The organism is Burkholderia gladioli (assembly GCF_000959725.1).
Classification (GTDB): Bacteria; Pseudomonadota; Gammaproteobacteria; order Burkholderiales; family Burkholderiaceae; genus Burkholderia; species Burkholderia gladioli.
The window spans coordinates 937,489-949,673 of sequence record NZ_CP009323.1; the positions used below are offsets into that span (position 1 = coordinate 937,489).

The following is a 12,185-nucleotide window of genomic DNA, read 5'->3' on the forward strand; positions in this document are numbered from 1 at the left end:
CATCTCGTCACGACATGGCCGAATACTTCGATGTAGACCACGCCAATGCCATCGGCCGGCTCGGCGCACGCTTCACGGCGCGCAGCGAATGGCCCACCTGGCTGCTGATCGTCGCCGTCTATGGCGGCTGGCTCGCCGTGATGCTGCTGCTGCGCGCCGGCACCTTGTCGCTTGCCCTCGCCACGCCGCTGCTGATCCTGATCGCCGCCTGGCACATGTCGCTGCAGCACGAGCTGCTGCATGGCCACCCGACGCGGCGCGAATGGCTCAACCGCCTGCTCGGCTATCCGGCGCTGGCGATCTGGTATCCCTACACGCTCTATCGCGAGGCCCATCTCGCCCATCACCGCGACGACGACCTGACCGTGCCCGGCGTCGACCCGGAAGGCAACTACGTGCCGCGCGGCCAGTGGGCCGGGCTGCCGCGCTGGCTGAAGGCGCTGTGGGTGCTGCGCAAGACCTTTCTCGGCCGGCTGGTGGTGGGACCGCCGATGAGCGTCGGCACCCTGCTGGCCAGGGAGTTCGCCAAGGTCCGTCGCGGCGAGCGCGGCACGATCCGGATGTGGGCGACCCATGGCACCTGCGTGGCGCTGCTGCTGGCCTGGGTGCAATGGGCCACCGGCATGCCCTGGTGGTACTACCTGCTCGCCGTCAGTTGGCCCGCGCTGTCGGTGGCGATGATCCGCTCGCTCTACGAGCATCGCGCGGCGGCCCATCCGAAGGCGCGCATCGCGATCAACGAGGCCGGCTTCGCGATGCGCCTGCTCTACCTCAACAACAACTACCACCTGGTGCACCACGACCTGCCCGGCGTGGCGTGGTTCGACCTGCCGGCCGCCTACCGGATGCGGCGCGAGGCCTATGTCGAGAAATGCGATGGTTTCCTGATCCGCGGCGGCTACCTGGAATTGCTGCGCCGCCATGCCTGGCGCCCCACCGACGCGCCCGAGCATCCGTTCCGTCATGCGACGGTGGCGATCTCGGGCAGCGGCGGCAGGATCGCGGTGATTGATGGTTGCCTGCAGATCAGCAGTTGAGGGCGCGGCTCACGCATCGCCGCGCCGCCTTCACGGCTTCGCGCAGGCGGTCTCGTCGCGGTTGACGATCTTCAGCATCGAACGATCGGAGATCATCGCCGAGAAGCGATGCTGCCTGGCGTCGCGCGTGAGCGTGACCAGCAGGTCGCCGCGTCGATAGATGTCGAGCTGCTCGTCGGGCGAGCGCTTGCGGCCGATCAGGCCGGCATAGTCGGCATCGGGCAGGCGCGCGAAGCCGTCGGCGCGCAGCCGCCTGGCGACGCGCTGGGCAGCGTCGCCCGCGTCGGACAGGAAGTACAGCAGCGCGCCGTTGCCCATCAGGCTCTTGACCTGCGAATCCTCCATCCCGAACAGCGCCACGCCGAGCGCCTCGCCGTCGAAGATGCGGCAACTCGGGCCGGTTCGCGACATCTGCAGGTAGCTGCCGTAATGCGGCGTGCACACGCTCTGCGTGGCCGGGTTGGCATCCTCGACGTCGTGCGGGATGGCACGCAGCTCCGTCATCATCTCGCCAACGTTGTGGGTCGGCGTGAAGCGGTCGAGGCCGGGACATTCCGGCAGGCTGGCGGTGTTGTTGATCGAGAAACCGTAGCCGGCCGCCGAGGCGGCCTGCGCGAGGCAGCCGAACGATACCGCGAGGATCCACTTGTCGAGTTTCATCTGCCTGGGCCGGGCCGGCGCGCGTGGGAAGGCGCGTATTGTCGGGGATCGGCGTGCTTCTGTCGATCGGCCGCCCGTCACGGCCCATTGCCGAAAGCCCTTCGAAATCCGTGCGTCGGCAGCCGCGATCCGACAATAAAAAGACCTCCGGCCCATCGCAGTCGCCACCGACCCGCGATGCCCGGAGGCAAAACACCCTCACCAGGGCGTGACCTCGATCGCCCGCGTCAGCGCGGCACCATCGAAGCCGCCTGCTCGGCGCGCCGACCGCGCGCCGCGAGCACCCAGACCAGGGCCGCCACCGCGATCGCCAGGCATCCCGCCACCGTCAGCGCGGCCGCGAACCCGCTGGCGAACCCGCCCGGCGCGGCCGCGGCCACCAGCGCCCGCAGCGGCGCCGGCAAGCCGGCGATCGCATGCGCCGGGTCGCCCGCCAGCAGCCTCGACATGAAGGCCGCGTCGAGCTGCGGCCGAACCTGCTGATGGGCCCACAGCGCCGCCTCCAGCGCGCCGTGCGTGCGCGCGGCCAGCACCGCGCCGAGCACGCCGATCGAGGTGACGATGGCCGCGAAGCGCGTGGTGGTGCTGATCCCCGAAGCCATGCCGGTGCGCTCGGGCGGCACGCAGGCCATGATGGCCTTCTGCGTGTCGCCGTTCAGCACGCCGGCGCCGAGCCCCGTCACGACCATGCCGAGCGATACCAGCCCGTAGCCGCCGCCGGCCGCGACGGCCGCCGTCAGCAGGTTGCCGGCGCCCACCAGCAGCAGCCCGGCGGACAGCATCGCGCCGCCCGACAAGCGACGCGACAGGCGCGTGCCGAGGTAGGGCCCGGCCACCATCGCCACCGCGAACGGCAGCATGCCCAGGCCCGCCTGCACGGCGACCCAGCCGAAGGCGTTCTGCAGGTAGAGCGGCAGGAAGGTCATCATCACCTGGGCGCAGGCGGCATAACCGAACATGCCGAGCACGGCGGCCACGAAGCGCGCCTGCGAGAACAGCGCGAGATCGATCATGGCGTGCTCGCGGCGCCGCTCGACCTGCACGAAGGTGGCCAGCAGCAGCGCGCAGGCCGCGAAGCGCGAGAGCGTCGCGGCGCTGCCCCAGCCGGCGCCCTGGCTGCCGATCAGGGCCCAGATGCCGCTCGCCAGCCCGGTGCCGAACAGCGCGCTGCCGAGCACGTCGACACGCCTGGCGCCCATGTGGCGCGACTCGCCCACTGCCTTCCAGGCGCAGCCGAGCAGCACCGCGCAGACCGGCAGGTTCAGCAGGAAGATCCAGCGCCAGCCGATCCATTGCGTGATCACGCCGCCCACCAGCGGCGCCACCGTGGTGGCGATGCCCATCGTCATGCCCCAGATCGCCCAGGCGCGGGCCCGCGCGCGCGACTCGGGAAAGGCATGGGCGATCACCGCCAGCGCGGCGGTCAGCAGCATCGCCGCGCCGATCCCCTTGGCGGCGCGCGCCAGGTTGAGGAACAGCACCGAGGGCGCCAGTCCGCAGGCCAGCGAGGCCGCCGCGAAGGCCAGCAGGCCCAGCAGCATCATGCGCTTGCGGCCGTAGCGGTCGGCCAGCGCGCCCATCGGCAGCAGGCAGGAGGCGAACGAAACCATGTAGGCGCTCACCACCCATTCCGCGGCGGCGAAACCGGCGTGGAAGGCCCGCGCGATCGAGGGCAGCGAGACCGCCACGATATTGGTGTCGAGCGTGATCAGCGCGCAGGTGGCCGAGGCCGTCGCCAGCAGGAAGGCCGGCGAGGCGCGCCGCGCGCCGGCGGCGGCCGGCGCCGTCCCGTGTCGGTGTTCGTGTGCTTGCGTGGGGATCGCCTTCCCGCCTGCCTGCCGCGTCGTCATCGTGGTTCCTCTGGATTCCTTGTCGATCGGAGACGATGCTAAGCAACTGGCTATTTCCCGTCGATATCATAAAATCACAACTTCATTCACGAATCGATTAACACACGGTGAAGCTCGAACTGCGCCATGTCCGCTGCGTGCTGGCCGTCGCCGAGCACCTGCATTTCGCGCGCGCCGCCGAGGCGCTCGGCATCGCGCCGCCCTACCTCACCAAGCAGGTCCAGGAGGCCGAGCGCCTGCTGCAGTTCCGGCTGTTCCAGCGCACCCGGCGCTCGGTGGCGCTGACCCCGGCCGGCAGCGCCTACCTGCCCGAGGCGGCCGCCGCGCTGGCCGCGCTCGGGCGCGCCCACGAACTGGGCCAGCGCGCCGAGCGCGGCGAGATCGGCCGGATCCGGGTCGGCTACGTCGGCTCGGCTGCCTTCACCGGCGTGATGCAGCAGGCCGTGATCGGCTTTCGCCGGCTGCGCCCGCAGGTCGACGTGCAGGTGGCCGAGCTGCCGCTGGTCGAGATCCCCGAGATGCTCGACCAGGGCCGGCTCGACCTCGCCTACGTGCGCCCGCCGGTGGCCTGCCCCGAGGGCATCCAGTCGGTGCGCGTGCATGCCGACGAATTCGTGGTGGCCCTGCCCGAAGGTTCGCCGCTGGCCGCCTGCGAGGCGATCCAGCCGCGCCAGTTGCGCGATGCGCGCTTCACCGTGCCCGAGCAGGAAGGCGGCATGCTGGAGGTGGCGCGGCGCGGCCGCTTCGCGCCGCAGATCGAATCGCGCCCGGGCCGGCTGGTGGAGGTGATCGCGCGCGTCTCGCTGGGCGACACGGTGGCGATCGTGCCGCGCGCCGTGTTCGACTGCGTGACGCTGGCCGGCGTGGTGTGCCGCCCGCTGGCCGGCAAGCCAGTGCCTTCCGAGATCGCCCTGCTGTTCCGCCGGCACGAGCGCTCGCAGGCGGTGCGCGCCTTCCTGCGCCACGCGCGCGGGGACGGCTGAAAGGCGGCAGCCGCGGCCAGGCCGCGCCCGAGCAAGGCGAACGGGAGGTAGCCAGTACGCCCGGCGGCCGAAGCCGCCTCGCGCTTTCCCCGCTTGTTCGGCAAGGCGCGGCACGCTTATCATCGGACGATCGCCACGCGGCCCTCGCGGCCGCCGTTTCCTGAACCGGTTCGCTCGCCATGCTCGCGCTCCTGCTGCTGATTCCCCTGTTCGCCGGCCTGGTGGCCGGCACCCGACATGGCGTGCTGGCCGGCCTGGCGGCCGGCGCGGTGGCCGCCATCGCCGAGTTGCTGCTGCTGTCGATCGCCGGCGTGGCCGCGCGCCGGCGCGACGCGAAACAGGCCGCGGCCAGGCAGGCCGCGGCGGCCGACGCCGCCGACCTCGAAACGCCGGCCGCGCCAAGCACCCAGGCAGCAGCCGGCGCCGAGACAATCGATGCGGACGCATCGAAACCCTATGTGCCGCCACCGCCCGCCGCGCGCAGCGCCGAGCTGCGCGCGCGCCGTCCCGAGGACCGCACGCGGGCGATCGACCTGCTGCCGAGCCCGCTCGGCAGCCGCCCGGCCTGGCTCGACGGCGACGACGGCCAGCGCCTGCCGGCCTACCTCGGCGCATACGCCAGCTACCAGCGCCTCTCGCTCGATCTCGACCCGCGCTCGACCTCGGCCGCCGCCGTCTACCGCCAGCTCTACGACGGCCTGCGCGAGGCCTGCGCCAAGCACGTCGACCTCGACATCAACCAGGACGAATCCCAGCCCGACATCGCCCCCATCGACGACCTTCCCGAGCACTTCGACGCGAAGCGGCGCGTCGACGACACGCTGTTCGTGGCGTTCCGCACGCGCGACGCGCGCTGGGCCGGCTTCCGGCTCGGCCGCGACAGCTTCCGCCTGCCGCTCGAGCGGCTGTGCGGCTTCGCGCTGAACGTCGGGATCCCGGCCAAGGGCCCGGGCGGCTACGAGATCGAGACGATCTTCGATCGCCCGCGCCGCGATACCGAGGCCGACGCGGAATGGCAATGGCACGGCAGCACCTTCCAGCCCTCGCTGCCCTATGCCGACCGCCACTCCTTCGCCCTGCTCCATGCGCTGAGCACCGCCGCGCAACTGTTCGACGTGCGGCTCGCCAGTTCGACCTTCTCGGACTGCTGAACAAGCGGCGCGCCCTGGCCTCGCATGCATGAACATCGGCGCCGCGAACCGCTTGCGGTGAAACGCCCCGAGCGCGTCGCGACGCGCTCGAAATCCGCCCCCAATTCCCCGCCCAGGGCACCCGCCAGCGGCCCTCGCCGAGGTCAAGCCGCCCGCGAAACCACGGGGTTGCATCCGCGTCACAGTCCGGTATTTTCCGCAGCACGCGCCGCCTGATTCAGGTCTACACTGCTTGCAATGCGGCGCGAGGGTCGGACGATTTGCGCCGTCGGGGAGATGCCATGAATCGGCCCGTCATTCGGATCCCGCTGCGCGCCACCAGCCCCGTGCCGGTCTGGAAGCGCGTGAAATGGTTGCTCATCGCGGCCGTGCTGATCGCACTGGTCGTGGTGGTCAGGCTTTGTCAGATCGAATTCGCGACCTCGCGATGGCAGGCCCGCTATCTCTCCAGCCTGGCCAGCGACGTCGGCTACACAGTCGGCGACGGCCCCAGCGACAGCATCCGCTATCCGCTCGACGGGCCCTACGACACCCGCCTCGGTTATTCCCAGCTACCCGCCTTCGAGCAACGCCTCGCCGCGCGCGGCTACAGCATCGCGGCGCAGGCACGCGACTCGGAGCGCCTGCTCTCGCTGGCCGACGAAGGCCTGTTCCTGCCATACGACGAGAAGGACCAGGCCGGCCTCACGCTGCGCGACGCGAGCGGCGCGCCGATCTACGACGCCACCTTCCCGCATCGCGTGTACACCGATTTCGATGCGATCCCGCCGCTGGTGGTGCGCTCGCTATTGTTCATCGAGGATCGCTATCTGCTCGACCCCGACGCGCCGAACCGCAACCCGGCGATCGACTGGCGCCGCTTCGGCCGCGCGCTGGCCGACCAGGCGCTGCGCTTCGTGAACCGCCATCAGTCGACGCCGGGCGGCAGCACGCTCGCCACCCAGATCGAGAAGTTCCGCCACTCGCCCGACGGACGCACCGCCACGCCACCCGAGAAGCTCCGGCAGATCGCCTCGGCCTCGATCCGCGCCTACCTGGACGGCCCGCAGACCATGCCGGCGCGCCGCCAGATCGTGGTGCGCTACCTGAACTCGGTGCCGCTCGCGGCGCGCGCCCACGTGGGCGAGGTGACCGGGCTCGGCGACGGCCTGGCCGCCTGGTACGGCCGCGACTTCCGCGAGGTGAACCGCATCCTGTCCGCGCCGCCGAGCGACGCGAACCGCGACGAGCAGGCGCTGGCCTATCGCGAGGTGCTGTCGCTGCTGATCGCGCAGCGCGCGCCGTCGTTCTTCCTCAACCGCGGCTACGCCGACCTGCAGAAGCTGACCGACAGCTACCTGCGCCTGCTCGCCACCGAAGGCGCGATCTCGCCGGCGCTGCGCGACGCGGCGCTGGCCGCGCGAATCGAGCGCCACGCCGCGCCTCCTCCGCCGGCCGAAGCCTCCTACGTGACGCGCAAGGCGGTGACCTCGACACGCTCGCGGCTACTCGGCGCGCTCGGGCTGTCGAGCGTCTACCAACTCGACCGGCTCGACCTCGACGCCACCGTCACGCTCGACAACGCCGTGCAGCAGGCCGTGGCCGACAAGCTGGCGGCCGTCACCACCCGCGACGGCGCCCGCGAGGCGGGCCTGGTCGGCTTCCAGATGCTGCGCCCCGGCGACGACCCCTCGAAGATCTCCTACAGCTTCACGCTCTACGAACGCCAGGGCGGCGCGAACCTGCTGCGGGTGCAGACCGACAGCGTCGACCAGCCCTTCGACGTCAATCGCGGCGCGCGCCTGAACCTCGGCTCGACCGCCAAGATGCGCACCGTGGTGACCTACCTGCAGATCGTCTCGCGCCTGCATCACGACTACGCGGGCATGTCGAACGAGGAACTCAAGCGCGTGCAGCCCGACCCGCAGGACGCGCTCACGCGCTGGGCGCTCGACTACCTGGCGAACACGCGCGAGCGCTCGCTCACGGCGATGCTCGACGCCGCGCTCGATCGCAAATATTCGGCCTCGGCCGGCGAGACCTTCTACACCGGCGGCGGCGCGCAGACCTTCACCAATTTCGACAAGAGCGAGAACGGCCAGATCCTGACCATCCGCCTGGCCTTCCGCAATTCAGTGAACCTGGTGTTCGTGCGGATGATGCGCGACATCGTGCGTTACGAGATGATCCAGACCTCGGGCCTGTCCTCGCAGTGGCTCGGCGATCCTGCCTTGCGCGCGCAGTACCTCGGGCAGTTCGTCGACCAGGAGAGCCGCGTCTACGTGAAGCGCTTCTACACGAAGTACGCGGGCAAGCCCGCCGACGACGCGCTCGCCCTGATGCTCAAGACCGTGCGCAAGACGCCGCCGAAGGTGGCCACCGTGCTGCGCAGCGTGGCGCCCGAGGCGCCGCGGCCGTGGTTCGACGCGAACATGCGCGGCGCGCTGAAAAACACGCCGGCCGCGGGCCTCACCGACGAGGATCTCGGCAAGCTCTACGCGAAGTACGGCGCCGATCGCTTCAACCTCAACGATCGCGCCTATATCGCCAGCGTCCACCCGCTCGCGCTCTGGACCCTCGCCTACCTGCGCGAGCATCCCGACGCGACGCTCGACACCGTGCAGAACGCCAGCCACGACGTGCGCATCGCCGCCTACTCCTGGCTGTACAAGACCCGGTATCACGCCACCCAGGATCGCCGCATCCGCCGCATGGTCGAGCTGCGCGCCTACCAGGAGATCGGCCGGTCATGGCAGGCGCTCGGTTATCCGTTCGCTGCGCTCACGCCTTCCTACGCGGCCGCGATCGGCGCCTCGGGCGACCAGCCCGATTCACTGGCGCGGCTGATCGGCCTGATCGGCAACGGCGGCGCGCAGATGCCGACCGAAAGCATCGCGCGGCTCGACTTCGCCAAGGACACGCCTTATGAGACGCGCTTCGTGCATGCGGGCACGCCGCCGCATCAGTTGATCTCGCCCGAGATCGCGGCGGCCGTGCAGCCGATGCTGCGCGACGTGGTGGCCAACGGCACCGGCAAGCGGCTCGCGCAGGGCCTGAGCTTCTCGGATGGCAAGACGCTGGAGGTCTATGGCAAGACCGGCACCGGCGACCAGCGCTTCAACGTCTACGCGCCGGGCGCGCGGCTGATCGAGTCGCGCAAGGTCAATCGCAGCGCGACCTTCGTGTTCGGGATCGGCGACCGCTTCTTCGGGGTCCTCACCGCCAACGCGCACGAGCCTTACGCGGCGCGCTACGAATACACCAGCGCGCTGGCGGTGCAACTGCTGAAGTCGCTCACGCCGGCCCTGCAGCCGCTGGTCGACGCGCCGCCGCGACCGATCGATGCCACCACCAAGGCCGACAAGGGCGCGCGTCCGGCGCAGCTCAGCGGCAACGGCGCTGGCAGCGCCGGAAAAGCGGTGCCGGCCATGGCCGCCGCCAAGGCAGCCGCGCAAGGCTGATCGCGCCAAAGGAGGAGCGGGGCGCCGGTCGTGATGCGACCGGCGCCCCGCTTCATTTCCCGCCTGTCTTCCCGCCCGCCTCGCCTCAGCCGCGGCGCGGCTTGCTCAGCACGATGGTCTCGAACAGCGAGTAGTCGCTGGTCGGCGCGCTGTCGGCGCCGGCCGCGTGGTAGTAGTTCACCGTGATGCGGGTATGGCCGCCCGCCTCGCCCGGCTCGTAGTCGAACACGGCGATCCCGTAGCCGTTGCCGGCATCGCGCCGCGCCGACCAGATCGCGTCCTCGCGCGCATCGGCGCCGGGCCGCGCGAAGGTGTCGGCGGTGGCGCCCGGCACCGGCCGGTTCGACTTGGTGAACACCATCGCCTGCGGCTGGCCGGTGGCCGGATCGTCGCCGTAGCTGTCGGTCGGCGCGCTGGTGCCGCCGCCGCCGAGGATCAGGTGGATGGTGCCGTGGCGCGTGTCGAAGGTGCGATCCTCGGGATCGACCGTGACCACCGGCTGCGGCTGCATGGTGTCGACCACCGAGCCGGTGGCCGCGTCGACGCCGGCGTGATGGCGGCAGCCGCGTACCGGGAAGCTGCGCTCGTAGTCGTGGTCGTGGCCGCACAGCACCAGGTCGACGCCGTAGCGGTCGAACAGCGGCAGCCAAGCCTCGCGGATGCCCTTGTCCGAGCCGTTGCCCGACTTCGACGAACTCAGCGCGTCCTGGTGCATCTGCACCACGATCCAGTCGATGCCGGGTTCGTGCGAGGCGCGGCGCAGCGTGTCCTCCAGCCAGCGCGTCTGCATGCCGCCGCTGTAGCCGCGCACGTAGAACGAGGTGCCCGGCTCGATCGGCGCATTGCCGGTGCTGGCGGCCGGCACGAGCGGCGCGGGACCGGCCACGAAGGCGGCCGCGTCCTGGTAGACCACGTCGTCGGCGTCGAGCGAGATGAACAGCACCGCGCCGACGCGGAAGCTGTACCAGCGTCCCGTGAAACGCGTGCCGTTGTCGGGCAGCACGTAGCGCGCGAGATAGGAATCGAGCCCTTGCGGGCCGTTGTGGAATTCGATCTCGTGATTGCCCGGGCAGGGCATCCAGGGGCGGTTCGCGGCCGAGCTCTGGTTGTTGTTGCCGAAGTCGCGCCAGACGTCGGGCTGGTGCGTCGGATTCAGGTTCGCGTAGCAGAGGTCGCCGTTGAGCAGGTGGAACAGCGGCTGGAAGCGCTCGACGGCCTGCACCGCGTAGCGGCTTTGCGGCGAGGACAGCACCCAGCCCGTGTTCGGCGTGGCCAGGTCGCCGTAGCTGGTCCAGCGGAACGGCGCGCGCCCGCGCGGCGCGGTCTGGAAGCCGGCCGAGAACGGCTGCGAGGCATTCGCGTCGTTGTCGGCCGTCACCTCGTAGCGGAAGCTCGCGCCGGGGCGCAGCCCGTGCAGGCGCGCGTGATAGGTGAACACCACCGCGCCGTTCAGGCCGTCGGTATAGGTGCGCTGCACCGCATGCACCGTGAACGGCCGGCCATGGTCGCTCGACACGCGCACGCGCGGATTGGCGGCCGGCGCCAGCGACGCCCACGAGACCGTCACCTCGGAGCAGGGATCGTCGCCCCAGGTCAGGTGGATCTGCTCGGGCGTGCCGTCGGGCACGGCCGCGGCCGCGCGCGTGCCGGCCAGGCCGCTGGCGGTGGCCAGGCCCGACACGCCAGCCAGCTTCAGGAAGCCGCGGCGCGTGACGGGCGCGTATTCGTACGAGTCCGCGTGATGGTCCGCGCAAGACGTCTCGGGAAGATTCGGGTTCGACATCGGGTTCGCTCCGATTTTTCGTTCTGCTGACGCGCGGCGCCGATCGGGCGCCGCATCGCGATGGAAACACGGGGACAGGCAGCGAGGGCCCTCACCTTCGCCGATTTCGCCAACTTCGCCGCCTCGGACCACGACGATAGACCGGCGATCGTGACGTGCCGATGTCATCGACCGACGGCCTGTTCGCGCGAACCCGGCGGCGGCGCCCGGTGGCGCGCTCGACGGTAAGGATGTCGTAATGAACGAGGTCGCGCAACGGGGGGCGGCCGACGCTTGCGCCGGGCGCCCGCGCGCGGATTCAGTGCGAGGAGTGCTTGGCGCCGCGCGAGGCGCGCGGCGCGGCGGGTTTGGCAGCGGCGGCCTTGGGCACCGGGGGTTTCGCGGCGGCAGGCTTGGCGGCGGCGGACTTGGCGGCAGGCTTGGCGGCGACTTTCGGCGCGGCGCCCTTGCGGCGCGCGGCAGGCGCTTCGCCCAGCGGGGAGGCAAGCGCGCGACGCGGCGCGCCGGCCCGCGCCTGGCCCTCGACATGCCACTGGCGCAGCAGCGCGCGCGTCTGCTCGGCCACCACCGAGCGCAGCAGATCGCCGTTCTCGCCTTCGTAGGATTCCCAGCCCAGCATCGCCAGCGCCGAGCGCTGCGCCATGTGGAACACCGACAACTGACCGAGCAGGCTGAAGGCGCGGATCCTGGTGGCGTTGCTGTCGGCCGGCTGGTTCGCGATGCGGCTCACCAGCGCGGTGCAGACGTCGTGCAGCGGCCGACGAATCCGCTGCATCAGGATCTCGGTGGCGATCGCCGGCTCCAGGCCCGCCTGCTCGCGCGCGAAGAACATGCGCTGGTGCGCGTTCTTGGGCGTGGTGAACATCTTGGCCGAGATCGCATGCATGATGCCGAGGAAGGACTCGATCAGGGTCTCGACGTCGGCCTCGCGCGCCAGCATCTCGCGCGCATGGTCGAGCGCCGGCCCGAAGGCCGCGCAGCCGAGCTCGGCGATGGTGTCCGCGCAGGCGCGGAACACCCCTTCCTTGTTCTCGAAGTAGTACTGCAGCGCCGGCGCGTTCACTCCCGCGTGCGCGGCGATGTCCCGCGTCGACGCGCCGGCGAAGCCGCGCTCGCCGAACAATTCGATCGCGGCCTCGATGATCCGCTGCCGCGTCTCGTCGCCCCGCGCATATCCGCTTGCCGACGTGCGACGCAATTTCTTCGCTTCCGTCATAGACCCCTCACTGTCATCCGAACGATATTCTACTTGACACAAATTTTCCAACTGGAATAATTCTT

At 70.8% G+C, this 12,185-nt stretch carries 8 protein-coding genes; 4 read left to right on the plus strand and 4 right to left on the minus strand.

Annotated elements, in window-relative coordinates:
* Window positions 1–14 precede the first annotated feature (14 nt).
* Complete coding sequence (locus BM43_RS21110) at window positions 15–1,037, plus strand: fatty acid desaturase (RefSeq protein ID WP_036049275.1); 1,023 nt, start codon at window positions 15–17, stop codon at window positions 1,035–1,037.
* 30 nt (window positions 1,038–1,067) lie between these two features.
* Here the strand turns inward: BM43_RS21110 and BM43_RS21115 are convergent, their stop codons facing one another.
* On the minus strand, window positions 1,068–1,697 hold the full coding sequence (locus tag BM43_RS21115) for a hypothetical protein (RefSeq protein WP_036033274.1): 630 nt from the start codon (window positions 1,695–1,697) through the stop codon (window positions 1,068–1,070).
* A gap of 227 nt (window positions 1,698–1,924) precedes the next feature.
* Complete coding sequence (locus tag BM43_RS21120) at window positions 1,925–3,547, minus strand: MFS transporter (protein ID WP_080742032.1); 1,623 nt, start codon at window positions 3,545–3,547, stop codon at window positions 1,925–1,927.
* A 107-nt stretch (window positions 3,548–3,654) separates the two neighbouring features.
* On the opposite strand from BM43_RS21120, the gene BM43_RS21125 reads away from it, so the two are divergent.
* The 3 genes from BM43_RS21125 (at window position 3,655) to BM43_RS21135 (ending at window position 9,121) form a co-directional block, all read left to right on the plus strand.
* The gene (locus BM43_RS21125) at window positions 3,655–4,530 is read left to right on the plus strand and encodes a LysR family transcriptional regulator (RefSeq protein ID WP_036049274.1); all 876 of its coding nucleotides are present in this window, start codon (window positions 3,655–3,657) and stop codon (window positions 4,528–4,530) included.
* Between the two features lie 179 nt (window positions 4,531–4,709).
* Window positions 4,710–5,681 (plus strand): hypothetical protein, encoded by a 972-nt coding sequence (locus tag BM43_RS21130; protein ID WP_036049273.1) that lies wholly within the window; start codon window positions 4,710–4,712, stop codon window positions 5,679–5,681.
* Between the two features lie 281 nt (window positions 5,682–5,962).
* Window positions 5,963–9,121: a transglycosylase domain-containing protein gene (locus tag BM43_RS21135; RefSeq protein ID WP_036049271.1), complete on the plus strand. Its 3,159-nt coding sequence runs from the start codon at window positions 5,963–5,965 to the stop codon at window positions 9,119–9,121.
* 85 nt (window positions 9,122–9,206) lie between these two features.
* Here the strand turns inward: BM43_RS21135 and BM43_RS21140 are convergent, their stop codons facing one another.
* Window positions 9,207–10,904 carry a purple acid phosphatase family protein gene (locus BM43_RS21140; RefSeq protein ID WP_036049269.1) on the minus strand — a complete coding sequence of 566 codons (1,698 nt, stop codon included), beginning with the start codon at window positions 10,902–10,904 and terminating at the stop codon, window positions 9,207–9,209.
* A 298-nt stretch (window positions 10,905–11,202) separates the two neighbouring features.
* On the minus strand, window positions 11,203–12,120 hold the full coding sequence (locus tag BM43_RS21145) for a CerR family C-terminal domain-containing protein (RefSeq protein WP_036049266.1): 918 nt from the start codon (window positions 12,118–12,120) through the stop codon (window positions 11,203–11,205).
* Window positions 12,121–12,185: the final 65 nt, after the last annotated feature.

Coding starts and splice junctions, on each gene's coding strand:
- BM43_RS21135 (WP_036049271.1), top strand. CDS start 5,963: ATGAATCGGCCCGTCATTCGGATCCCGCTGCGCGCCACCAGCCCCGTG.
- BM43_RS21115 (WP_036033274.1), bottom strand. CDS start 1,697: ATGAAACTCGACAAGTGGATCCTCGCGGTATCGTTCGGCTGCCTCGCG.
- BM43_RS21145 (WP_036049266.1), bottom strand. CDS start 12,120: ATGACGGAAGCGAAGAAATTGCGTCGCACGTCGGCAAGCGGATATGCG.
- BM43_RS21140 (WP_036049269.1), bottom strand. CDS start 10,904: ATGTCGAACCCGAATCTTCCCGAGACGTCTTGCGCGGACCATCACGCG.
- BM43_RS21110 (WP_036049275.1), top strand. CDS start 15: ATGGCCGAATACTTCGATGTAGACCACGCCAATGCCATCGGCCGGCTC.
- BM43_RS21130 (WP_036049273.1), top strand. CDS start 4,710: ATGCTCGCGCTCCTGCTGCTGATTCCCCTGTTCGCCGGCCTGGTGGCC.
- BM43_RS21120 (WP_080742032.1), bottom strand. CDS start 3,547: ATGACGACGCGGCAGGCAGGCGGGAAGGCGATCCCCACGCAAGCACAC.